The 24,521-nt window shown below is 64.0% G+C and carries 20 protein-coding genes; 9 read left to right on the top strand and 11 right to left on the bottom strand.

The window, feature by feature from the left end; genetic code table 11:
* Positions 1–5 precede the first annotated feature (5 nt).
* The 6 genes from DEH80_RS11510 (at position 6) to DEH80_RS11480 (ending at position 8,993) form a co-directional block, all read left to right on the top strand.
* Complete coding sequence (locus tag DEH80_RS11510) at positions 6–1,331, top strand: choice-of-anchor Q domain-containing protein (protein WP_109720647.1); 1,326 nt, start codon at positions 6–8, stop codon at positions 1,329–1,331.
* 44 nt (positions 1,332–1,375) lie between these two features.
* Positions 1,376–2,503 carry a zinc-binding dehydrogenase gene (locus tag DEH80_RS11505; protein WP_109720646.1) on the top strand — a complete coding sequence of 376 codons (1,128 nt, stop codon included), beginning with the start codon at positions 1,376–1,378 and terminating at the stop codon, positions 2,501–2,503.
* 517 nt (positions 2,504–3,020) lie between these two features.
* Positions 3,021–3,626, top strand: a complete 606-nt coding sequence (locus tag DEH80_RS11495) for a TetR/AcrR family transcriptional regulator (protein ID WP_109720644.1) — start codon at positions 3,021–3,023, stop codon at positions 3,624–3,626.
* 43 nt (positions 3,627–3,669) lie between these two features.
* Positions 3,670–6,870 (top strand): outer membrane lipoprotein-sorting protein, encoded by a 3,201-nt coding sequence (locus tag DEH80_RS11490; RefSeq protein WP_109720643.1) that lies wholly within the window; start codon positions 3,670–3,672, stop codon positions 6,868–6,870.
* Positions 6,867–8,171, top strand: a complete 1,305-nt coding sequence (locus tag DEH80_RS11485) for a DUF1302 family protein (protein WP_109720642.1) — start codon at positions 6,867–6,869, stop codon at positions 8,169–8,171. Before DEH80_RS11490 ends, DEH80_RS11485 begins: the two co-directional genes overlap by 4 nt.
* Positions 8,172–8,303: 132 nt before the next feature.
* Positions 8,304–8,993, top strand: coding sequence for an alpha/beta fold hydrolase (locus tag DEH80_RS11480; protein WP_165831439.1), 690 nt, complete (start codon positions 8,304–8,306; stop codon positions 8,991–8,993).
* A gap of 157 nt (positions 8,994–9,150) precedes the next feature.
* On the opposite strand, the gene DEH80_RS11475 is transcribed toward DEH80_RS11480, so the two are convergent.
* From DEH80_RS11475 to DEH80_RS11425, 11 genes are all read right to left on the bottom strand, one after another.
* Positions 9,151–12,390, bottom strand: coding sequence for an efflux RND transporter permease subunit (locus DEH80_RS11475; protein ID WP_109720640.1), 3,240 nt, complete (start codon positions 12,388–12,390; stop codon positions 9,151–9,153).
* Positions 12,387–13,442 carry an efflux RND transporter periplasmic adaptor subunit gene (locus DEH80_RS11470; RefSeq protein ID WP_133249216.1) on the bottom strand — a complete coding sequence of 352 codons (1,056 nt, stop codon included), beginning with the start codon at positions 13,440–13,442 and terminating at the stop codon, positions 12,387–12,389. Before DEH80_RS11470 ends, DEH80_RS11475 begins: the two co-directional genes overlap by 4 nt.
* Positions 13,443–13,540: 98 nt before the next feature.
* Entirely contained in the window at positions 13,541–14,158 is a 618-nt protein-coding gene (locus DEH80_RS11465) for a LysE family translocator (RefSeq protein ID WP_109720638.1), read from the bottom strand.
* 21 nt (positions 14,159–14,179) lie between these two features.
* Positions 14,180–14,380: a DUF4169 family protein gene (locus DEH80_RS11460; RefSeq protein ID WP_109720637.1), complete on the bottom strand. Its 201-nt coding sequence runs from the start codon at positions 14,378–14,380 to the stop codon at positions 14,180–14,182.
* A 47-nt stretch (positions 14,381–14,427) separates the two neighbouring features.
* Positions 14,428–15,270: a 23S rRNA (adenine(2030)-N(6))-methyltransferase RlmJ gene (locus DEH80_RS11455; RefSeq protein WP_109720636.1), complete on the bottom strand. Its 843-nt coding sequence runs from the start codon at positions 15,268–15,270 to the stop codon at positions 14,428–14,430.
* 77 nt (positions 15,271–15,347) lie between these two features.
* Positions 15,348–16,256, bottom strand: a complete 909-nt coding sequence (locus DEH80_RS11450) for a response regulator (protein WP_165831438.1) — start codon at positions 16,254–16,256, stop codon at positions 15,348–15,350.
* 136 nt (positions 16,257–16,392) lie between these two features.
* Positions 16,393–16,701, bottom strand: coding sequence for a Rho termination factor N-terminal domain-containing protein (locus DEH80_RS11445; protein WP_109720634.1), 309 nt, complete (start codon positions 16,699–16,701; stop codon positions 16,393–16,395).
* A 20-nt stretch (positions 16,702–16,721) separates the two neighbouring features.
* Complete coding sequence (locus tag DEH80_RS11440) at positions 16,722–17,177, bottom strand: hypothetical protein (RefSeq protein WP_109720633.1); 456 nt, start codon at positions 17,175–17,177, stop codon at positions 16,722–16,724.
* 59 nt (positions 17,178–17,236) lie between these two features.
* On the bottom strand, positions 17,237–17,851 hold the full coding sequence (locus tag DEH80_RS11435) for a hemerythrin domain-containing protein (RefSeq protein WP_109720632.1): 615 nt from the start codon (positions 17,849–17,851) through the stop codon (positions 17,237–17,239).
* 76 nt (positions 17,852–17,927) lie between these two features.
* Positions 17,928–18,251 (bottom strand): GNAT family N-acetyltransferase, encoded by a 324-nt coding sequence (locus DEH80_RS11430; protein WP_109720631.1) that lies wholly within the window; start codon positions 18,249–18,251, stop codon positions 17,928–17,930.
* Positions 18,248–19,114: an SDR family oxidoreductase gene (locus DEH80_RS11425; protein ID WP_109720630.1), complete on the bottom strand. Its 867-nt coding sequence runs from the start codon at positions 19,112–19,114 to the stop codon at positions 18,248–18,250. Before DEH80_RS11425 ends, DEH80_RS11430 begins: the two co-directional genes overlap by 4 nt.
* Before the next feature lie 403 nt (positions 19,115–19,517).
* Between DEH80_RS11425 and DEH80_RS11420 the strand changes: the two genes are divergently transcribed.
* The 3 genes from DEH80_RS11420 to purL are packed head-to-tail and all read left to right on the top strand — an operon-like array spanning position 19,518 to position 24,492.
* Positions 19,518–19,850, top strand: coding sequence for a DUF1820 family protein (locus tag DEH80_RS11420; protein ID WP_109720629.1), 333 nt, complete (start codon positions 19,518–19,520; stop codon positions 19,848–19,850).
* Positions 19,850–20,617, top strand: a complete 768-nt coding sequence (locus DEH80_RS11415; protein WP_109720628.1) for an MBL fold metallo-hydrolase — start codon at positions 19,850–19,852, stop codon at positions 20,615–20,617. Before DEH80_RS11420 ends, DEH80_RS11415 begins: the two co-directional genes overlap by 1 nt.
* A 44-nt stretch (positions 20,618–20,661) precedes the next feature.
* Entirely contained in the window at positions 20,662–24,492 is a 3,831-nt protein-coding gene (gene purL, locus DEH80_RS11410; protein ID WP_207774574.1) for a phosphoribosylformylglycinamidine synthase, read from the top strand.
* Positions 24,493–24,521 lie beyond the last annotated feature (29 nt).

Below are 24,521 nucleotides of genomic sequence, written 5' to 3'. Positions count from 1 at the left end.
CAACCATGAACAACACACAGCTCATCGTGCATCGGACAACGCGCCTGCTCCTGCTCGGAGTCGCGGCCCTGCTGATGCACGGCTGCAACGCCACCGGTAGCCAGGGTGCCGACACAGGCGACGGCCCGGCCAGCGCCAGCGAGCCGGACCGGACACCCTACAGCCCGGCCTCTCCGGGGACATTCGTCGTCAATAGCGAGTCGGATCAGCCTGATGCCATGCCGGGTGATGGCCGCTGCGCGACGGCCGAGGGGGTCTGCAGTCTGCGCGCCGCCGTTCAGGAATCCAACGCGACGATTCTGTTCAGCACCAATCCATTAACCCGGACCAACGTCATCATCCTCCCGCCGGGGCACTACCGCTTTATCGATCCGCCGCTGGTGCCGACCGTCGTGGCCGAAGGGACGTCGGACGCCGGCATGCTGTCGGTGCTGGGCTCGACCAATATCCGGGGTGCTGGCGCCGGGCACACGGTGATCGATGGCAATGGGATCGATCGCGTATTCGGCGTGGGCCCGAATGCGGTCCTGACAGTGGCAGATGTCACCATCCGGGGTGGCACCGCCAGCGGGATCTTCAATCAGGGCCAACTCATCGTGCAGCGCTGTCTGATCACGGAAAACTTCGCCGGGTACGGTGGCGGCATTTTCAACACGCCCAGCAGCTCCGCGATCATCGAATCCAGCACGATTAGCAACAATGTTGCGGAGAGCGAGGGTGGGGGCATTCGCTTCGATGCCGCCGGCCTGGTCATCAACTCGACCATTACCGGCAATCGGATTCTGGAGTCTTGTTGCACCGACAGCACCGGCGATGGCGGCACCCAGGGCGAAGGCGGGGGAATCGACGCGCGGGGCGGTGGTCCCGTCACCATCATTAACTCCACCATCGTCAATAATCACGCCGTCATCGGTGGCGGCGGCATCAACATCGCCACGTCTTACCAGGGCGACCCGGGTGGTCTGCTCAATGGACAGGACGACGAAGTCATCGGGCGTCCGGTGGAGTTGATCAACACGATTATTGCGGGCAATAGCTCGACCCGGGGCGCGGCCAACTGCAAGCAGACCATTTCCCGCATTTATTCATTCGGGGGCAATGTGTCCGACGACGATTCCTGCTTTCTCGATAACGCCAACGACTTGCCCGATACCGACCCGATGTTGGGCGCGCTGGCCGACCATGGCGGGCACACCCCGACCTATTCACTGCTGGCCGGGAGCCCCGCGCTGGGCAACGGCATCGCAGACCGTTGCCCGGCCAACGACCAACGTGATCGCATACGCCCACGGCGCTGCGATAGCGGCGCGTACGATCGGGCCGGGCACTGAGCACGCTGCAGCACCGATTTCACAGACCTGAATCAGGAGAACCCATGACCATCGACCAATCCACCCGGCTCGTTTCTACCGTCACGGAACAAGCGACGCTGGAGCTGTCCTTGCAGACCACCGCAATCAAGCCTCTGGGCGAAGACGAAGTGCTCATCCGTGTGGAAGCAGCGCCGATGAACCCCTCTGACCAGGCCGTGCTGTTTGCCTTTGCCGACCTGTCGACCGGGCGACAGACGGGCACGGCAGAGAATCCGGTGTTTGAGGCGCAGATTCCTGCGGCGATGATGCGCATGCTTAAGGCGCGTGTCGGCAAGGCCATGCCCGTGGGCAACGAGGGCGCCGGCACCGTGGTTGCGGCCGGTGCGAAGGCCGAGGCGATGTTGGGTAAAACGGTCGCCACCATGGCTGGCGGCATGTTCGCGGACTACCGCGTGGCACGGGCCAGCGATTGCCTCGTAGTCCCAGAAGGCGTGACCGCCCGCGAGGCCGCATCCAGCGTGGTAAACCCCATGACTGCGCTGAGCATGGTGGATGTCATGCGCCGCGAAGGGCATCAGGCGCTCGTCCACACCGCAGCTGCGTCCAACCTGGGTCAGATGCTGAATCGCATTTGCATGGAAGATGGTGTTGAGCTGGTCAATATTGTGCGCAAGCCCCAACAGGTCGAGCTGCTTCGCGGCCTGGGTGCCCGACACGTCGTGAACTCCAGCGACGAGGACTTCATGCCGCAGCTGGTCGAGGCCGTCGCCACAACCGGGGCCACGCTGGGATTCGACGCAACCGGCGGCGGACACCTGGCCAGCCAGATTCTGACTGCAATGGAAGCAGCGCTCAGCCGGGATGCCAGCCAGTACAGTGTTTACGGATCGACCACCCACAAGCAGGTGTACCTGTACGGCGGGCTGGATCGCTCACCCACGCAGCTAAACCGTGCCTACGGCATGGCCTGGGGCGTGGGCGGCTTTCTGCTGCCGAATCACTTGGCCCGCATCGGCCAGGCCGAGGTCGGCAAACTGTTCGCCCGGGTCATGGGCGGATTAAAAACCACCTTTGCCAGTCATTACGCCCAGCAAGTGGACCTGCCGGGCGCGCTGCAGCTGGAAGCCATTCAGCGCTACAGCCAGCAGGCGACCGGAGACAAGTTCCTGGTGACACCTGCCGGGACCTGAATCACCCGGCTGGTCATGAACAGTCGGAATAGGAAACCCGAACAGCGGTTCGGGTTACCTACCCGGCCCATCAGGCGCAGATCGGTTTTGTCGTCGACATGACCGAACCCGGTGCCGGCTACATGTCACAGCCAGCGCCGATGCTGCCGTCGGTGATGTTCGCCAGCGGCGGTCATGACGCCTCGTTTTCTACTCAAAATCGACACCGAACCCGATAAGGCTGTTTCCGCCCCGTCCGCGTGCGCGTATTTCAAGAGTCACAGTACTGGCGCCCTTATCGGCTAACACCTGAAGGCTTGTTCCCCGGGCGTCAGGGCAGACGATGTCCCGTTCCTGCGTATCGGTGCAGGCCCTCGACAGAGTCGACTCCCAGGAGTGGGCCTCGGGCATCAACTCCCGGCAGGCGAGTGCAGACACCGAGCACCGCTCGGTGTCAGATCGATTCGCTAGGCTCGGAGGTGACCATTGGATGGACATCCGTTTGCAGAAACGAGCCTACCTGTCGTAAGGTAGCCCGATGAATAGACCTCGCACATCTCGTGGAAACACGCGCGAAGACATCCTGGATGCGGCTGAACAACTCGTACAGTCGCAATCCTATGATGGGTTTAGTTACCGGGACTTGGCGGAGCAGGTGGGTATCCGTAAAGCCAGTGTTTACCACCACTTCGAATCGAAGGAAGCCTTGGCAGTTGCAATGCTCGACCGGGCACGCGAGGGCGTGCGCGCATGGGTGCAGTCGAAGTCGGCCTTAACCGGCATGCAGCGGCTGAACGCGTATTGCTTCGATCTGTACCTGGAGCGCTTGGGTGCGGGCGAGGTGCTGTGCCCGGCCGGCGCGTTCGCCGGCGGGTGGGGACACTTGCCTGAAACGGTTCGCGCCGCGGCGCGGGCCACCATGCGTGTGCAGGTTGCGTTCTTGTCAGATTCGATGGCCTTGGGTCGCGATGACGGCAGTGTGGCTGTGCCCGCCAAGATGACGGATTGGGCAGCGGCCGAGTGGTTTGCATCCGCGGTTCAAGGCGCGCTGGTGAGCTCTCGGGCGCGGCTGGAACCAGAGGAGTCCGGAGCGGCGGTTTTTTCCCGGTTCTGCCGCAATACCTTGGACGTGATGACGCCGTGAGGTGTTTTCTACGCCTTTGAAACCTAACGAACGGTAGGTAGTTATGAGTAATAGACGCAAAATGCCGCCCACGGCGGTCGGCGCTGAACGGTTTTTCCTTCGGCTGCTGCAGTTCCGCTGGCTGATCATTGCGGCCGCCCTCGGGGCGATCGGGTTGATGGGTAGCCAGCTGGGCAAGCTCACCAAAGACACGACGCCAGAAGCCTTTGTCCCGGATGCCAGTCCGGCATTGGCGTTCCGTGACCACGTTGAAGACGTGTTCGGCCTGAAAGATCCCATGGTGATCGCCATCGTGGATGACGGACGGTACGGGGTGTACACCCCGGGCAATATAGCGTTGTTGCAGTGGCTGACCGATCAAGTCAGAACGATTGAAGGTGTCGATCCCGACCGGGTGACCAGCCTGGCGACCGAGAACAATATTGTCGGTACGGCTGATGGGATGCTGGTTGAGCCGTTCTGGGAGGCGATTCCAGAGACTCAGGCGCAGGCCGACGCCATTGCAAGCCAGGTGCAGGGCTTTCCGTTGCTGAACGGCACCCTGGTGGCCCGGGATGGCAGCGCGACTTTGATCATCGCAGAGCTGCTGAGCGAGCAGGATGCCGAGGCTATCTACTTCAAACTGCTCAACCTGACGGAGCAGGCGGATCGGGAAGGTCTCGTCCCGGCGGGTGCCAGCCTGCATGTCGCGGGTCAGGGGGCGGTCTCCGGATACTTGTCTGCCTACATTGATGCAGACGCCAGCCGCCTGAACCCGATCGCGGCAATTCTGATCACCATCGTGTTGATCATTGCCTATCGCACCCTGGCCGGAGCGTTGCTGCCGAACCTCATCGTGGTGGGGACGGCGGCGGTTGGGCTTGGGTCGATGGCTGCGGCAGGGGTGCCCATGTATGTCATCACGAACTCGTTGCCAGTGATTCTAATCGGCATCGCGGTTTGCGATTCCATTCATATCTTCAGTCAGTACTACGAGGAAGTCGCCAACAATCCGAAGCTGCAAGGGCGGGAGGCGGTCGCTCGGGCGATGGCGGTCATGTGGCGCCCGGTGACGTTGACAACGCTGACAACCGTAGCGGGGTTTATGGGGCTAGCCGCTGCGGCAGGGTTACCCCCGATGCAGTCCTATGGGGTCTTTGCCGCGATCGGGATCGCCGCAGCTTGGCTATGGACCCTCACCTTGCTGCCGGCCTTGCTGTCGCTTCTTTCACCCAAGCCATCCGGTGCGCTGAAACCTCGGTCCACCGGGCGGCCGGATGCGTTCACGCGGCTGATGGAGTTGGCTGGGCGGGCAGTCGCCTCGGCGCCAGCAACCACGTTGTGGATCGTGACCGGCTTGTTCGTCCTGGCGCTGATCGGGGTCAGCCGGGTGGAGTTCAACGATCAACGGATACATGCCTTTGAGGTCAGCGAGCCACTCCGGGTCGCGGATACGGAGATTAATCAACGATTGGATGGGACCTATTACCTGGACGTGGCGATTACCACGCCCAATCCGGAAGATCTGTTCCTACCTGACAATCTGGCGCGCATCGAAGCGCTTCAGGCCTGGATGCAAGCCGAGGGCGGGTTCGCAAATACCACCTCCATCGTCGATTACATCAAGGAGATGCACCAGTCGGTGAATGCCGATGACTCCGCGTTCTACGCGCTGCCCGACGATCCCTTCCTCATCGCACAGTATTTTCTGCTTTACACGGCATCGGGTGAGCCCACCGATTTTGAGGAAGTTGTGGATTACGACTACCGGCTGGCGCACGTCCGTGGTCAGTTGCAAAGCGACAACTTCCGGCAAATCGAGCCGGTGGTGTTGGGGCTCAAATCCTACTTGGCCGATACATTCAACAACGAGGCCATTCAGGGGGTTTCCACAGGTGCATTGGATCTGAGCTACTCGTGGATGGCTCCACTGGGCTCCAACACGGCGCAGGGTATGGCACTGGCGCTGGGGTTGGTTCTGCTGGCTTCGGTTGTCTTCTTCCGCTCCGTCGTGCTGGGTGTGCTGGCAACCTTGCCGGTGGCTTTCGCGGTGCTGATGGTGTTTGCGGTGATGGGGTACACGGGCATCTGGATCGGCGTCGGGACCTCGATGTTCGCTGCCATTGCCATTGGCTTGGGGGTGGACTTCGCAATTCACAGCCTGGACCGGCTTCGCAGCTTGATTCGTGATGAGCGCCTCGATTACGCCGATGCCGTTGTCGCGCTGTTCACAACAACGGGTCGGGCCTTGTTATTCAACTTGCTGGCTTTGGCATTGGGGTTCGGCGTGTTGATGACGTCCAAAGTGCCGCCGCTGCAGGATTTCGGCCTGCTGGTTGCGATTGCCGTGACCACCAGCTTTGTCATCAGTCTGACGGCCATGCCGGCGCTGATCAGTGTGCTCAAGCCTAAAGCCTTGTTCGGCGCCAACCGGGCGGACTCGTCGAAGCCGGTCTCGGTGGCCAATCTGCTCTTGCCCTGGCTGCTGGTGGGCGTCGGCTTGGTGGGGGTGAGTACGCAATCCAGCGCCCAGGATGCAGACCAGATCATGGCCGGCGTCGATCAACGTCCCGAAGGTCAGACTCTGAGATCCCATATCACGCTGAAGCTGACCGACCGGCGCGGCCGGACACGGGAGCAGCAGACCGTGTCGCTGCGTAAGTACTACGGTGAGGACAAGCGGCAGGTTCTGTACTACCTGGAACCAACAAATGTGCGCGATACCGCGTTCCTGACCCACGATTACGCGAGCCCCGACCGCGAGGATGACCAGTGGCTGTACCTGCCCGCTTTGCGTAAAACCCGACGCATTTCAGCGTCTGATCGCGGGGATTATTTCCTGGGGACAGACCTGACCTACGAGGACCTGAAGCGTCAGAACAAGGTCAGCCTGGACGATTGGCGCTTCAGCCATGCGGGCATGGACCGCATCGGTCGTGTTGACGTCCATGTCGTGGAGGGTGTGCCCGTCAGCCAGGCGGTTGCTGAAGAATTGGGCTACGCCCGCGCGCGCTGGTACGTCGACTCCGAGACCCACACGATTCGCAAATCTGACAATTGGGACACCCAGGGCAATCTGCTCAAGACGGCCTGGTTCGATGCATTACGACAGGTCGACGGAATTTGGACGGTTCACAACATTCGGGTCGAGAACCACAAAACAGGTCATCAAACAGAGCTGATCGTCAGTGACGTGATTTACGACCTGGAACTGGATGATGGGGTATTCGAAGAGCGTTCGCTGCGGCGCGGGTATCGGCCATGAGCGCTCGAGCCGGTGTGTGGGTGTTGGCGTTATCGGTCGTGACACCCGTCCAGGCCAGTCTACGGGTCGGTGGCATCGTGGATGTCGCCCATGCCGTCGAGACAGGCGATGGCCGTACACAGAAAAGCGAGCTGACGGTGCTTCCCGTTTTGGATTGGCGCTCACCGTGGGGCATCGATTGGACCGCGGTGGGTCGGCTGCGCGCTGATGCGGTGGATCGATTGGAGCCTCAGCGCCCGGAGCAACGCACGGTGGGCGCGTGGAACCGCCGAATGCTCGCCGGCGATGATGCAGAGGCAGAACTCCGTGAACTCTACGCCGAGGCCTATTGGGGCGACCATTATCTGCGTCTGGGTAAGCAGCAGGTTGTGTGGGGACAATCCGATGGGCTGAAAGTCTTGGATCGTGTAAACCCGCAGAGCTTTCGGGAATTCATTCTGGACGACTTCGAAGATTCCAGGATTCCTCTGTGGAGCGTGAAGTGGGAGGTCCCGGTCGGTGACCGCTGGTTGGCCCAGTGGCTGCTGATTCTCGACCAGACCTATCACGAACTTCCTAGCGAGGAGGGCGTGTACGCCTTTGAGGCGTCGGAATTTCGGCCAACGCTCGCTGCGGATGACGTGGTCCTAGGTCGGCAGTTCGACAAACCGGATCGACCGTTGCGAGATGCGGATGTCGGGACGCAGTGGTCGGCTCGATTCAGCGGCTGGGATGTCACGTTCAACTACCTGTTTCATTACGCAGACCAGCCGGTGGTGCGGGTGCTGCGAACTGAGAACGGCGTACGGATCCAGACAGCGTATGAGCGGACGCAGACCGTCGGCGCTACGGCCTCCAATGCCTTTGGTGACTTCACTCTGAGAACAGAGATGGGCTACACCACGGATCGCTACGTTTTCGGTCACCCCGCAAGCAGCGTCGATGGCGTCGTCCGTGGCGGTGAGCTGGCGTATGTGGTGGGTGTGGATTGGATGGGTCTGCGAGACACGCTGGTCTCTGCCCAGTTCTTTCAAAGCTGGTTCGACCGGGGGCGATCGGCGGCGCGACGTCGCAGCGTTGAGACGGACGTGACCCTATTACTGGAACGCCGGTTCATGAACGACGTGCTCAAGGTTGGCGGGCTGCTGATCCACGATATTGATCGAGGTGATGGTCTTCTTTCACCTGCGATTAGTTTCGACTATCGCGCGAATCTGATTGTCCGCTTCGAAGCGGACGTGTTCTACGGCAATGAAGACGGTCGCTACGGCCAGTTCGACCACCGTGACCGGCTGGTCGTCGGGGTCGAGTATGGATTCTAGGTACTTTGAATGAACGCGATGAAATGGATGATCGGAACCTGCAGTCTGCTGGCCCCAGGTGTGACGGGTCGTTGGGCGGCGCAGCGCTTTTTTACGCCGGGTGCGAGAGCGCGCCAAAGTCGGACTGAATCGATGGCGCCCCCCGACAGGGCGTTTGCTGCGGATGGTGCCTTTCTCCGCGTCTGGCAGGGTGGAGATCGGATGGCCATGCTCATCGCCGGATGGGAGGGCCATTACACCCAGTTTTCCGCTCTGGTCCCGGCGTTGCACCGTGCGGGCTGGACGGTCGTGACGGTGGACCCACCGGGCCACGGGACGGCAGAGGGGCGGTACTCCAATCCCGCGCTGTTCGCCCGTGCATTGCATGTTGCCGCGACTGAGCTGGGCACGCCTGATGTGCTGATTGGCCACTCCATGGGCGGCATCGCGGCGATGTTGGCGGTGCACCAGGGGCTGAATGCGCGACAACTGGTCACCGTGGCTACACCCGATGCGGTCGCCGGGCCCATCGACAGGTTCGCGGCCTTTATTGGGTTGGGTCATCGCGCCCGGCGAACACTGCGTCAGACCATCGAGTCGGTGACTCGCCTGCCCATCGCCTCGGTGGATGTTCGGATGCTGGCGAAAGCCGAGGGGCGGCCGTTGCTTGCGATTCATGACGTGGATGACCGTCTTGTGCCTGCGACCAGTGCAGAACGGATCACTCGCCACTGGCGTGGCGCGCGCGCCTATATGACGCATGACCTCGGACATGCCCGCTTGCTGCGAGACGAAGGCGTTGTGCAGGCCGTGATGGACTTTGCAGGCGCGGGGGCAGGCTGATCCCGCTGCGGTCGCGGCACGGGGTGGATCGTCCGACGGTGCGTGCGTGACTCAGGCGCCGGCGCAGCACATCGTTTCGTCAGCGGGGCGACCCGGCACGCCGCTTGTCCGGGCCGCAGGATTGCATCGCATTGAGCCGGCGCCGCCTTCTGAGCCGCTAGCCGCTAGCGGACTCGGCCGCTGCCGGCATGACCGACTCCTTGGCCGTAATCGCCAACGACAGCAGCGGCGGGATGATGGTCAGCGTGAGCACTGACGACAGGCTCAAGCCGCCGAGCACCACCACGCCCAGGCCGCGATAAAGCTCCGAGCCGGCACCGGGAAACAGCACCAGCGGCAGCATGCCGAAAATCGATGTCAGGCTGGACATGAAGATCGGGCGGATGCGGTTGCTGGTGGCGGTGAGGATGGCGTCTCGAACGGCCATGGCCTCGTCGCGCAGGTGGTGCAGGGTCTGGTGGACCAGCAGGATGGCGTTGTTGACGACAATGCCGATCAGGATCACAAAACCCAATAGCGTCAGCATGTCGAACTTCAGCGCCGGCGCGTTCGTCGCCGCCTCGGTCATGCGTGCCCAAAGCCCGAGTTCAGCGTAGGGGCCGCTGCCCATCATGGCCACATTGACCAGCCACAGCAGCAGGAAGGCCCCCGCGGTGGCCAGTGGCACCGATAGCACGATGATAAGCGGGTAGAAAAAGCTTTCGAACAGGATGGCCATGACCAGATAGACGATCACAAGGGCGACAAGCAATTGCAGCTGCATGGCGTTCCAAGTGACGTCCAGCTTATCCGCCGTGCCCGACAGGGTCAGGTTGACGCCCGGCGGCAGGCCGGCTTCAGCCATTGGCGCGATGACTTCATCACGCAGGATGTCCATGGCTTGCTCCAGCGGGTACTGGGCAGCCGGTCGGACCTGTAGCGTCACCGTGCGGGCGCGTGCGCGATGGCGAATTTCCGTGGGGCCCTGCGTGAGCTCAACCCGTGCCAGTTCGCCCACCGTGGTAATGGTGCCGTCTGCGGTGATCACTGGGAGCGAGGCGATGCCCTGGGTTTGCTCAATGCCACCCTCCGGCCCCATGAGCATCAGGTTTAGACGGTCATTGCCGACGGTGACCTCGGCGACGCGGATACCATCGTTATACGCATCGACCGTAAGCGACAGCTCTTGGGCCGAGACGCCGGCATCGGCGAGGCGGGTGCGATCAGGGCGAACGCGGACTTCGGGGGCGCCCAGCTCCAGTCCGGGTTGCGGCGTCATCTGGTTGCCCTGCGCAAAGGGCAGGGCTTCGTTCAGCCGGCCGACGGCTTGCAGTGCGATCCCCAGAATCGTTTCGAGGTCGGGCCCGGTGATGTCCAAGTCCACCGAGCGCGCTCCGCCAACACCGCGCCCGAAGATCGACGGCTGCAGCACGAAGCCGAAGGTGCCGGGTTCCTTAAAGGCTGGGCCTCGCAAAGGGTCAATCAGCTTGTAGGCCTCGGTTTCCTCCGTGGCCTGGCCTCCGAGGAATGCCCGATTGCGCAGGGTGACGAAGAAGAACGACTCCAGTTTCGGAATGCCTTGCTCAGTGGGCTCCGGGCCGGTTACCGGTGCCCAGAGCGGGCGCAGGTCATCCTCGATGGACGAGGCGATGGCGTTAACGGTTTCCAGGTTGTATCCCGGCGGGGGGATGATGAAACCGAACACGAAGTTGCGGTTGCCCTCCGGCAGGTATTCCAGCTTGGGCATGAGCAGCGTGGTCAGAAGACCACTGACCCCACAGATCAGTGCTGCCACGGCCAGCGCCCGGGCCCGTGTGGCAATGGCCCAGCGTGTATAGGCCAGAATCCCGCCTGAGAATCGCCGGGCAAAGGCGTCGACGACCGGCAGTGGACGTGAGGCGGTGCTCCGCACCCGGCCACCCAGCAGCTTGACGGAAAGGGCCGGGATGACGGTCACGGCCACCAGCAGCGACAGCATCACCGCCACCGAAATGGCCACGGCAATGTCGCGGAACAGCTGGCCGACCTCCAGTTCCATGACCAGGATGGGGATGAACACCATGACGGTGGTCAGTGCCGAGACCAGCACAGCGCCCCAGACTTCGGAGGCCCCGCGGTACGCGGCCTCGCGAACCGGCAGGCCGGATTGCCGCAGCCGGTAGATGTTCTCCAGCACCACGATGGCGGCATCAACCACCATGCCGACGGCAAAGGCCAGGCCCGCCAGCGAGACCACGTTGATCGAGCGGCCCAGCGCCGCCATGGCGACAAAGCTGCCGACCACCGAGACCGGAATCGCAACCGAGACGATGGCGGTTGCACCCAGCGACCGCAGGAACAGCATCAGCATCAGCGCGGCCAGCGTGCCACCGACCCAGATGTTGGTCTGCACCAGTTCGATGGCCGAGGTGATGTAGACCGTCTCGTCGTAGTTGATCTTGAGCTTGAGTTGCTCACGGGCCAGTGGGCCGGCATTGAGCTCTTCCACGGCGGTGCGGATGCCGGCCATCACCTGAATCACGTTGGCGCCGGTTTCACGCACGGCGTTGACGGCAATGGTGGATTCGCCGAAATCGCGAATATGGGCGCCGGGTTCGGTGTAATCAAAAGCCAGCGTGGCGACATCGCCCACGGTGACCCGGGCGATGGCGCCAGTCAGCGGATCGCGGGCGCTGCGCAGCAGGACATCGGCAATGGCCTGGGGGTCATTGAGTTCACCCTCGGACCGCACGACGTAGCGCCGCTTGCCCTCTTCGATATCGCCGGCCGACAGCGAGACATTGGCCGACCGCAGCGTGCTGAGCATCTGCCCGATGGTGATGCCGTAACTGGCCATGCGCTGGGCATCGATGATGACTTGCAGCTCCCGCTCGGTCCCGCCATAAACATTGACAAAGCCCACGCCCGGCACGCGCTCGATGCGCTCTTTGACGACATCGTTGGCGAAATCGCCATAGGTGTGCATGGGGCGGCTGTTGTCACCCGTGCGCAGCAGCGACATCCAGGTGATCGGATTATCCTGTGCCCCTGCCGTTTGCAGCGTGGGCTTGAGCGCTTCGGCCGGATAGCTGGGCACCCGGTCCAATCGGCTGGCCACGAGCAGCAGGGCTTTGTCCATGTCGGTGCCGACATTGAACTCCAGCGTGATCTCGCCGACCGAATCCCGCGAGGCGGAGGTCATCTCCGCCAGGCCTTCGACACCGGCGAGGACCTCTTCCTGCTGGTTGATGATCTCCCGCTCGATCTCGGCAGGCGCGGCGCCTGGCCAGATGGTCTGGATATTGATGACCGGATTCTGCACATCCGGCGCCAGCTGCACCGGAATGGTGGACAGTGCGAGCACGCCGAACATGACGGTCATCAGCACGATGCTAATCACCGCGATGGGGCGGGTGATGGCGCCGCGAATCAGGTTCACGAATCGGCTCCGCCGGGCGGCTCAAAGCGCACGGCCTGGCCGGGCCGTAGGCGCTCGTTTCCGCGAATGACCACCAGTTCTCCGGCGGCCAGCCCCTCACGCACGACGAGCCGGTTGCCCACCGCTTCGCCGAGCGTGACCGGGCGAACGGCGGCCTGGCCATCCTCGACCACGTAGACGGTGGCGGCGTCTCCACGTCGGTTGATCGCATCCTTGTGGACGGTGAGCGCGTCCGAGGTGCCGGCCAGTGGCAATAGCACCCGGGCCGAGGCATTCGCGGCCAGCCCCTCAAGATCCGCTGGGATCTCTGCGGTGACCCGGATCGGGCGCGTGCGGGTGGCGGGGTTCTCGGCCGGCACGATGGCGCGGATGCGGCCGGGTACCGAGGCGCCGGCCAGCTCGACCGTCACCGGCGTACCGGCATCCAGTCCGCGTAGACGATTGGCCGGTACGTCAGCCTCGATTTCAAAAGCGGCGGGATTGACCAGGTTGACCACGGGCTGGCCGCGGTTGACCCAGGCGCCGACATTGCTGGGCCGCGCGGTGACGACACCGGGAAACGGCGCCTTGACCAGGCCCCAGTCGTAGTCAGTCTGTGCGGAAGCCACATTGACACGGGCCAGCTGTACATCGGCTTCGGCCACGCCCAGCTCGGCCGTGCGTTGGTCCAGCAGTGATTCGGAGAACGCTGAAGAACCCCGCAGGGCCTGGACGCGCTGCATTTGTTCCCGGGCGAGGACGGCCTGCGCCTCAGCCCGGGCGAGATCCGCCTTGGCCAGTGCCAGTGTCGAAGTCTGCGATTTGCGGTCCAGTTCGGCCAGCACCGCCCCGGTGCGCACGGTGTCGCCGACATCGACGGCATAGCGAATAATTGTGCCGGCGGTGCGGGCGGCGATCTCGCCGGCTTCGGGCGCGACCACGCGGGCGACGATCCGTAGCTGTCCAGCCGTGCTGGCCACCCGGACGGGGTCCACCTGTACCGGGGTTGCGGGCGGTTGCGCCCATGCCAACCCCATGCCCAGTAGCGCGACCAGGCCAATCCATGTTCTCACCGGTGTCCCCCTGCGTATTCTGCTGTACGGCTGTATCTGGCGTGAAAGTCTACTCGCTTGCAGGCGACCCGCGGCATGGCGGGGAAACGACAGCGGCGCTAGCTGGCCAGCAGCCAGATACCGACGGCCCACATCAGCACGGCGGAAACGCGGTTGAGCCAGCGGGCGTGCCCGCCACGGGTCAGCCAACGCGCCAGCGTGCGCCCGCCCTGCGCGTAGGCCAGCAGGCAGACGAATTCGATACACAGGAGAATGACCAGCAGGGCGGTCAGCTGTGGCGCCAGCGCCCGGGCGGGGTCGATGAACGGAGGCAGCAGGGCCGCATTAAAGGCCCAGGCCTTGGGGTTGGAGGCGGCCGTGACAAACCCCTGCAACGCCAGCTGAGCCCGGCTCTGGTCCCCGGTGGCCGCCGTTGCCTCCAACGTCGGCGGCGGGCTGAGCCAGCACTGCCAACCCGACCAGAACAGATAGGCCGCGCCGGCGATCTTGAAGAGGGCAAAGGCGACGGGCGCACCGAGTATCAGGCTGCCGACACCCAACACGGCCGCAGCCGCCACCAGACCCACACCGACCAGCTCGCCCGCCATCATCCACAGCGTACGCCGCAGGCCCAGGCGAATGCCCAGTGACATGGCCAGCGTCATGCAAAGGCCGGGTGACGCCGCGATGAAAAAGAAACTGGCAGCAAAGGCCAGCAAGACGGTGGTGTCCTGCATGGGGAGCGAGGCGGCGGCGGGCTAGCTGGCTGAGTCGTCGTGGTCGGTCGATTCGCGCCGGTGCTGATCCAAGCGGCGATCGGCCTGGTCGCGCTCCTTGGCCTCCTGCTTGCGCTGGGCTGCTGGGCGGCCGAATCGCACGCGATTCTCGTCCGCGACCCGCGCGGCCGTTTCGCGGGCCTTACGCTTGCGAACGCGATTGAGATTCGTGACCTTACCCATGACTTGCCGTGATGCTGACTGCGTCCAGTGTAGCTGCTGCCGGGGGTCTACTGGATCTTGTGATCCAGGTGATACCCGGCGTGGTCGTCCTCGCCCAGTGTCTTGACCAGCCAGGGCAGCGCCTCGGCCAGTTGCGAGGGCAGGGTCCAGGGCGGGTTGATGACATACAGCCCGCTGCCGAACATGCCAAAGCCGTCGCTGGGTTGGCGCTTGACGTTGAGCTCGACCTGCAGCCAGTTGTCGGGTGCCAATCGGTGCAGCCTGCGCAGCATGGCATCCGCACTTTGTCTGGCCAGCCGCGGGTACCAGACGACATAGGTGCCGGTCGCAAAACGGCGGATGGCAGCCTCCACTGACGAAGCCACTGCCGAGAAGTCCTGCTTGTTTTCGTAGGACGGATCCATGAGCACCAGACCCCGGCGGCTGGCGGGGGGAACCTGCCCGAGCAGGCCTTTGAAACCATCGCCGTGTTCGATGCGCACCGCGCGCTGGCCGCGAAACTGGGTGGTCAGATTCTGATGTTCGGTGGGATGCAAATCGAAGGCGCGCAGCCGGTCCACATCGCGCATCAGGGACTGCATGATCGCGCTTGATCCGGGGTAGACCTGCAGCTCGCCCGACGGGTTGAAGTGATGCAGCACGCCCAGGTAGCGCTGCAGCAAGGCCGGCGGCGAATCGGCGTTCCACAGCCGGCCGATGCCTCGCGTGGCTTCGCCGGTTTTACGCGCCTGCTCGCTGTCGAGCCTGTGCTGCGCCGCACCTGCGTGGGTGTCGATCAGATAAACCGGCGCAGGTTTACGCTGCAGATACTCAATGATGGCCGTCAGAACCGCATGCTTGAGTACGTCGGCATGGTTGCCGGCATGAAAACCGTGGCGGTAACTGAGCACGAGCGGACTCCGGGCAGCGGGCGCAGCAGTCTAGCAACCCGTCGTTTTTGGACCCGCTGGCTGGTGTGGCTCGGGGTCTAATGCGAGAGAGACGGCTTGGCGACAGGCGTGACGCAGATACAGCGCTGCTCGCTCAGCGAGTCCAGTGCATGCCGGATGAGCTCGGCTTCGTTGGTGCCATTGGCGGGATACACGGCCATGCCGATGTCGGCTCGGGCGCTGGCCTGGCGAGTCGGGGTGAGCGGATATGGCCCCATCAACCGCCGGCGAATCCGGTCACGCGCTGCGATGATGGCCGGTTCGGTGGCGCAGCCTGCCAACAAAATGGCCACCCGGCCTGGGCCGATTCGGTGGACCATGTCCCCGGCCCGCAGAGCGGCGGTGAGCCGTTGCTCGGCCTGGCGCAGCAGGGCGGTGGATTCACCATCATTCAAGGGTGCGCCATAGGCCGGCGTAAAGGTGGTGTCCATGACCAATAGTCCGCATCCGCCGGATGATTGCGGCTGGCCCGCAATGTGCTGACGGACCGCCATTCGAAGCGCTTGGTCATGCAAGTGCAAAGAGGGTTCGGGGATGGATACAGGGTCATGTCGATGCGCGGGTCTCGCGGCTGCTCGAGCCCGACGAACCGCATTGCTGATCGCTTCGGCCAGCAGCGCCGAATTTAGATCCTGTTTGGGAAGAAAGTCGCTGCTTCCCAGTTTCATGGCTTCCACGGCCAGTCGCAGGTCGCTCTCGCCGCTGAGCATGATCACCGGCGGGGTTTGCACGGCGGTTGCGCGCGCCTGAGCCAACAGGTCCAGGCCGGTCGTGCTGGGTAGCCGGTAGTCGAGCAATACACAGTCGTAGCCCGCGGTGAACTGCTCGCTGGTGAGGTCAACGGCGTCCTCGGCGACACTGATGTCGCTCTCCGGACAGGCTGAACTCAACATGCTACGGATCAGGGCCTGATCGGTGGGACAGTCGTCGATTACCAAAAGCTTCATCGGGTTCGCCTTGCCTGTTCTCTGCGGACGATGGAGGTGCGATGAGTCCTTAACGACGTCCAGGCACAAAACTAAAGCTGGGCAGGCGCTGACGGCTGGCGTCATGACGACGGCTGCGATCGAAGCTGGCCTGCGGTCAGCGTTGGGACGGGTGATGGCGAATGGCGTCCACCAAATCTTGCTTGTTCATCCGACTGCGGCCCGTGATCTGGAGTTCGGCAGCGCGGTTGCGAAGCTGCTCGACGGTGCGAGACTCCAGCCGCGTGTTGGGGTTGCCCGTGCCCTGGGTGGTGGTATTGGGCGTGCGGCCGTCCTCCCGGCGCTGGTTGTTCACGGTGCGGGCGGCGATGGACTTCGCCTCATCCACCCTGCGGCCGCGCTCCAACTCGCTTTGTTTGACGTGTTCGTACTGGCGTTCGTCTTTTGGTGTCCATGCTTGGGGCATCGTGTCTCTCCTGATGCGGGTCAGGCACCGCGGGCCGCATCGCTGTGCGGTTGCGTGGAAACGATCTGGCTGCGCATGTCTTCGATGACCAGGTGCCGATACTTGACCGCATAGCGCACCGGCAGGTGAGCGAGTGCCTGCCGGGCACGTGCTTCGGCTGCATCGGAGGGTGCGTTCACCAGAATGAACTCGCAGCCGCGGCGTGCCAGTTCGAGTTGCTTTTCTCGAACGGGCAGGCTCGCGCCAATGGACGCGAACAGGCCGGGCTTGCGCAGATTCTCTTCGGCGGCTTCGCGCATTTGCTCGGCCGGAACAATGGTGAGGTCATCGGCCTGAAACCCTGCATTGCTCAGGTAGTCGTGCGCAGCCGTCGCGTCGCCTTCGTGGTCGAAGCCCACAACCAGATAGCCGGTGGGATAGAACATGCCGGCTTCGCTGCGTTGATTGCCGGTGGATTGTTCGCTGAGTTTGCTCATAACGCTGCTCCTTGCAGACCTGAGGCCCCGACGCTGTCGTCGGGACCTGTGGTGATGGATTACTGCTTGCGGGCCTGACGGATGGCGTCGCGCGCACGATCGGCGATGGCGACTAGGGGGCCAAGCGCAAGGTTGCCAGCGGCAGACGTGGGCCCGTTCGGATGCGGACGCGTCGGTGCCGTGGCTTCGGCAGCTCGGTAGATCGACGCCAGCGACTCCAGTTTGTCCGGCGATACGGACTGCTCGATTTTCGGGAACTCCGTGTGTTCCTCGGCTTCGGCGTGCTGGATGACGTCGTCGCGCAGCCGGGTGATCAAAGAGTCGAACTCCGGATCATCCACATCCAGACGTTCCAGGCGCGCAAGCAGCTCCTCGGCCTGTGACTCTTCCTCAATGCGGCGTTCCGCCACATCCGCACCATTGCTCGCGGAGCGGGTCAGGGGATGCAGAATTTCCTGCTCGGCGGTTTCATGCACGACCAGCTTGTGAATCAGCGCGTGCAAGGCCTCGCGCTTATCAGCGACCGAACCCGCCCGAGAAATGGCGTTGAAGCGGCGTTTGATTTCGGCATGGTCCTCGAGCACCCGGCCCAGCACGTCGTCATGCGGGCGCTGGTGGGCCTTGGTTTCGTCTTCCTTGATGCTGTCAACGGGAATGGGTTGATGTATGGACATAAGACACACTCCTGTGGGTTTGAATGAGAGGGCCCGCTGCGCCGTTTGGCGTCAACGGGCCGGTCGGGTTGCACGGCTAGACCGGGCGGTTGGCCGTCAGGGCCTGCCAGTCCGGGTTGCGGCGCGATGCAGCCCGCACGTACGAGCAGACCGGAATGACCTGCCATCCAAGGGTCTGGGCGTCCTGCATTAATGCGTCGACCAGCCGGTGCGCCAGCCCTTGGCCACGCCATTCGTCAGGCACGTAGGTGTGGTCGGCCGTGATGCTGCCGTCGGGATTGCGGCGCCAGGTCAGTTCGGCCGTGGCCCGGGTGCCGTCCAGCGGGATGTAGTAACGACCACCCCGCGTGGATTGCTCCTTGAGCACTGCCGGCGGCGTCTGCGGATGGCGGTCGCTCATCCCGCCGTGGTCTCCCCACCGAGCACGGGCAGGACGTGTCCGGTGATGTAGCTGGAGTCGGCATGGCTCGCGAAGAACACATAGGCCGGGGCCATTTCTTCGGGCTGGCCGGGGCGGCCCATGGGCGTGGCCTCGCCGAAGTCCCGGATGTCCTCGTCATCGCGCTCCGCCGGGTTCAGCGGTGTCCACACGGGGCCGGGCGCCACGCAGTTCACGCGAATCTGCTGATCGACCAGCGACTGGGCCAGCGATTTGGTCAGGGCGTGGATCGCTCCCTTGGTGGCAGAGTAATCCAGCAGACGGGACTTGCCCTCCAAGCCGGTCACCGAGCCGGTGTTGATGATCGCGCTGCCTGGCGGCATGTGGGGCACGGCGAATTTGGCCATGTAGAAATAGCCGAATACGTTGGTCCGGAACGTGGTGTCCCACTGCTCGATGCTGACCCCATCGAGGCTGTCGCGGTGGCGCTGATAGGCCGCGTTGTTCACCAGCACATCGACTCCACCCAGGGTGTCCACGGTGCGTGCGACCGCTTGCTCGCAGAACGCGGGGTCCGCCACATCGCCAGGGATGAGCAGGGCCTGGCGCCCGGCATCCTGGATGTGGCGGGCCGTGGTCTCTGCGTCCGCCTGTTCCTCCGGCAGGTAGACGATGGCGACGTCGGCACCCTCGCGGGCGAACAGGGTCGCCACCGAGCGCCCGATGCCGGAATCGCCGCCGGTAATCAGGGCGGTGCGGTTCTTGAGCTTGTCGGCGGGGCGATACGCGGCCCCGGTAAAGCGGGGTTGCGGGTTCATGTTGGATTCCCGACCGGGTGGCCGCATGTTCTGGTCGGGAAATGGGGGGTGAATCTGGTCGGTCATCCAATGTCCTCCAGGTTTCGATGGTCACAACACGCCGCGTTCCAGCGGCCCGTTGGTTGCGCCCTCCCTCCGTACCTCTGTGACTCGTATCCAGCGATGGTGTTCCGCAGACCCTGCACTCGATGTTCTGACAGCCCGGGCGCGGATGGGTCGGGGTGTGCCTGTTTTGAACAATGCGTGGGCGGCATCCGCCCACGGTGCGGACGGTTGATCACAGGGGCGTCGGCGTGGTCGGGGAGACTCGGCGTGCTGTGCAGCCGCGAGGCCGTTTTCCGGGCGGTCCCGCCGGGCGGCCGGTGACCAAGGCGGTGCGGGGGGTTGCTATAATCCGCGGCTCGGCAGCCCCGCGGTCTGCCAGTCGCGTTTCCTGGGCATTCGCGCTGCCCATCCAGCCTGCAAGCTCGTGAAACAACAACGCCTTTATCGAGTCGCCTTTATCAATAAAGGCCAACTCTACGAAGTCTATGCCCGCAGCGTGGCATCCAGTGACCTATACGGCTTCATCGAAATCGAGGAGCTGGTCTTTGGTGAGCGCAGTTCGGTGGTGATCGATCCGTCCGAGGAGAAGCTCGCGGCGGAATTCGATAACGTCAAGCGCTCCTTTATCCCCATGCATGCCGTCGTGCGCATCGACGAGGTCGACAAGCGTGGTAGCGCCAAGATGACCCCGGTGGGGGATTCTTCCAACGTGACGCCGTTTCCCCTGTATACCCAGGGCAAGTCAGACCCCAGCTGATGCGGTTTGCCTACCTCGGCAGTGGCAGTCGCGGCAATGCGGCCGTGATCAGTGCCGGGGCCACGCATGTCCTGCTGGATTGCGGCTTTCCGGCCAGCGAGGCCGAGCGCAGGCTGCAGCGACTGGGGCTGGAGGCAGCGGATCTGGCAGCGGTGCTGGTCACGCATGAGCACGGCGACCACATCGGTGGTGTGAGCGCCCTGGCCAGACGCCACGGGCTGGCCGTTTACATGACGCTGGGCACGCGGGCAGCCGGCAAGATGCACCCGGCTGTCGATGTGCGGGTGATTGACGGTCACAGCCCTTTGACCATCGATGCGCTGGAGGTGCTGCCGTATCCCGTGCCGCACGATGCCCGCCAGCCCTGCCAGTTCGTGTTTCACGACGGCCAATGGCGTTTGGGTGTGCTGTCGGATGCCGGCTGTATCACCCCGCATATCCGCGACATGCTGGCGCCCTGCGACGCTCTGGCCATTGAGTTCAATCACGATGTCGACATGCTGGCGCGAGGGCCGTATCCGCCCAGCCTCAAAACCCGGGTGGGTGGACGTTTGGGGCATCTGAGCAATTGCCAGTCGGCCGCGCTACTGGCGGACATCGGTGCCGAGCGCCTCCAGCACCTGGTACTGGCGCATCTTTCCGAACAGAACAACTCGCCGGCATTGGCGCAGCAAGCCGCTGCGACCGCGCTGGCGGTGGACCCGGACTGGGTCCAGCTAGCCGACCAGGCGGATGGCCTGGATTGGCGACAACTGGCCATGCGCTGACGCATGGTCTTTCGATTGACGACGTTAGCTACAGGAACGCACTGATGACCACTCGCATGCTGCTCGGCCAGGCGGCCTTGTCCGACTTCCGTCTGGAGCGCCTGAACGCGGCACTGGAAGAGGCGGGCAGCGCCGCCCGCGTCCAGGACTCGGCCTGGGTTTATCTGGTCGATGCCGGCGAGGCTGTGGACTGGTCCGTGCTCGAACAACTGCTCCCCGGGGTGACGACTCAGGCGCCCGAGGGCGACGAGCCCTGTTACGTCCTGCCTCGCGCCGGCACGCTGTCGCCCTGGTCAAGCAAGGCCACGGACATTGCCCGGGTCTGTGGGCTGGATGTGCGGCGTCTGGAGCGGGGACGCCTGCTGATGTTGACCGCCGCGCCCGATGCGGCGGCCTTGCCGCGGCTGCACGATCGCATGACCGAACAGACCCGTTCGGTGCTGGATAATCTGGACGACGTCTTCGCGACACCGGCGCGTCGGCCGCTGCGTCATATCCCGCTGGGCGATGATGCGCTGGCCTCGCTGCGAGCCGCCGACGCGGAACTGGGACTGGCCTTGTCCGAGGACGAGTTGGCGTATCTGGCCGATTTCTACCGCGAGGCCGGCCGCCCGCCAACCGACGCCGAACTGATGATGTTCGCGCAGATCAACTCCGAGCACTGCCGCCACAAAATCTTCAACGCCCGTTTCACCATTGACGGCGAGCCGCAGGATCAGTCGCTATTCGACATGATTCGTGCCAGCTATGCCGCTTCACCGGGGGGCATTCTCTCCGCCTACAAGGACAACGCGGCGGTGCTGGAGGCTGTCCCGAGCGGCCAGTTCCGCGTGGGGGGCGATCCGGCTTACGTGCTGTCCGAGGAGCCGTCGCATATCTCGATCAAGGTCGAGACGCATAACCACCCGACGGCGATTTCGCCAGACCCGGGTGCCGCCACCGGTGCCGGTGGCGAGATTCGTGACGAGGCAGCCACGGGTCGTGGGGGCTATACCAAGGCCGGGCTTTGCGGGTTTTCGGTCTCGAATCTCAAGCTGCCGGGCCTGCCGCGGCCTTGGGAGGTCGATGTTGGCAAGCCCGGCCATATGGCCAGCGCGCTGCAGATCATGCTGGAAGGGCCCATCGGGGCGGCCAGCTACAACAACGAGTTCGGCCGCCCGAACCTGACGGGGTATTTCCGCAGCTTTGAGCAAACCGTCAATGGCGAGCTGCGTGGCTACCACAAGCCGATCATGATTGCCGGTGGCCTGGGCAGTGTGCGGGACGGGCATGTGGAGAAGCTGCCGGTTCCAGTGGACGCCAAACTGATCGTGCTGGGCGGCCCGGCCATGCTCATCGGCCTCGGCGGCGGCGCGGCCAGCTCCGTCGGCGCCGGCGAGGGGCAGGAGTCGCTGGACTTCGCGTCCGTGCAACGGGCCAATCCGGAAATGCAGCGTCGGGCGCAGGAAGTCATCGACCGCTGCTGTGCCCAGGGCGAGTCCAATCCGATTCTCTCCATTCACGACGTGGGCGCCGGCGGTATTTCCAATGCCCTGCCTGAAATCATCGATGAGGACGGCCGCGGTGGTCTGATCCGGCTCAGCGATGTCCATTCGGCCGACCCCTCGTTGTCGCCGATGGAAATCTGGAGCAACGAGTCGCAGGAACGCTATGTGTTGGCGATTGCCGGCGAGTCTCTGGCGGGTTTCGCGGCCATTGCCGAACGCGAGCGTTGTCCGTTTGCCGTGGTGGGCGAGGCCAAGGCCCGTCCGCAGCTTGAAGTGCTCGATCATGCGGGTGGGCATGCGGTGGATATGCCCATGCCGGTTCTGCTGGGCAAGACACCCAAAATGCATCGGGACGTCACCCGGCTGGCCTCGCCCGGCGACGGTTGGCGTGGCGAACAGGTCGAATTGGCCGATGCCATCGACCGCGTGCTGCGTTTGCCTGGTGTTGGCTCCAAGCAATTTCTGATCACGATCGGCGATCGCTGCATCACCGGGCTGGTCGCGCGTGACCAGATGGTGGGGCCCTGGCAGACGCCGGTGGCTGACTGCGCCGTGACCGCCGGGGGCTACACCGGCCATGTGGGCGAAGCCATGGCCATGGGCGAGCGCACCCCCGTCGCGCTGCTCAATGCCGCGGCCTCTGCGCGCATGGCGGTGGGGGAGGCCATCACCAATCTTCTGGCCGCCGATGTGCCAAGGCTGGATCGGATTCGCCTGTCCGCCAACTGGATGGCTGCCTGCGGCGAGCCCGGCGAGGATGCGCGCTTGTACGATGCGGTCCGCGCCGTCGGCGCCGAGCTCTGTCCGGCGCTGGGTGTGGCCATTCCCGTGGGCAAGGATTCGCTGTCCATGCGCACGCGGTGGCAGTCAGACGGCCAGGCGCGTCAGATGAGTGCGCCGATGTCTCTGATCGTCACGGCTTTTTCTGCGGTCGAGGATGTGCGTCAGACGCTCACGCCCGTATTGTCCGGGCGGCGTGACACCGGGCTGTTGCTCGTCACGCCGGCGGGTGCCGGCATGCGGCTAGGGGCCAGCGCCCTGACCCAGGTCTACGGTCAGATCGGGGATGTACCGCCAGATCTGGATGATCCCGCGGGCTTCAAGGCCTTTGTCGACACGCTGATCGCGCAGCGTCAGGCCGGGCGGTTGCTGGCCTATCACGACCGTTCGGATGGTGGACTGCTGGCCACGCTGCTGGAGATGGCTTTCGCCAGCCGTTGCGGTCTGGACATTGATCTGGCGGGCCAGCCGGCGGTGCCGATGCTGTTCAATGAGGAACTAGGCGCTGTGATCGAGGTGGCTGCAGACGATCGCGCCTCGGTTGAGCAGGCGTTTACCCAGGCGGGTGCGACGGTGACCGCGCTGGGCCGGGCCACTGATGACGGCCTGATCCGTCTGCGTGACGGCGAGCAGTCGCTGTTCGAGGCCACCCGGAGCACGCTGCAACAGGCCTGGGCCGAGACCAGCTGGCAGATGCAGCGTCTGCGCGACAATCCGGCGGGCGCGGACAGCGAGTACGCGGCGCTGCTGGATGATGCCGACCCGGGTTTGCATGCCAAGCTCAGTTTCGACGTCGATGACGATGTCGCCGCGCCCTACCTGAATCTGTCGCGGCCTCGCGTGGCTGTGCTGCGCGAGCAGGGCGTGAACAGCGCCCGCGAGATGGCCTTTGCGTTCCATGCCGCCGGCTTTGAAGCGGTGGATGTGCATATGTCGGATCTACTCGATCGCGGCCAGCATCTGGATGGTTTTGCCGGATTGGTGGCGCCGGGTGGGTTCTCCTACGGTGACGTGCTGGGTGCAGGTCGTGGCTGGGCCGGGTCGATCCGCTTCCACGCCACCTTGGCCGAGCGGTTCCGCCAGTTTGCGGAGCGCGATGATCGATTCCTGCTGGGCATTTGCAACGGCTGTCAGATGATGGCGGAGCTGCGTGATCTCATCCCGGGGGCCGAACAGTGGCCGCATTTTGTCCGGAACGCCTCGGAGCAGTTCGAAGGGCGGGTAGCGATGGTGCAGATTCCCGAATCCAGCGATTCGCTATTCCTTGAAGGCATGCAGGGTTCGCGCATGCCGGTGGCGGTTTCGCATGGCGAGGGACGGGCCTTGTTCGCATCGACCGATGCCCAGGCGCAGCTGACGGCCAGCGGCGGCATCGCGTTGCAGTACGTGGACAACCGGGGCGGGGTGACCGAAACCTATCCCGCCAACCCCAACGGTTCGCCTGCCGGGATTGCCGGTGTGACCGCGGCCAACGGCCGCGCCCTGATCATGATGCCGCACCCCGAGCGGGTGATTCGCAGTCTCAGCAATTCCTGGCGCGACCCGGCCTGGGGCGAGTATGGCCCGTGGATGCGGATGTTCCGCAACGCCCGCCGCTGGGTCGGATAGCGCCGGGTCCGATCTGCCGGTGGCGCGGA

It is taken from the genome of Abyssibacter profundi (assembly GCF_003151135.1).
Taxonomy (GTDB): Bacteria; Pseudomonadota; Gammaproteobacteria; order Nevskiales; family OUC007; genus Abyssibacter; species Abyssibacter profundi.
This window is presented reverse-complemented; position numbering and strand designations above follow the sequence as displayed.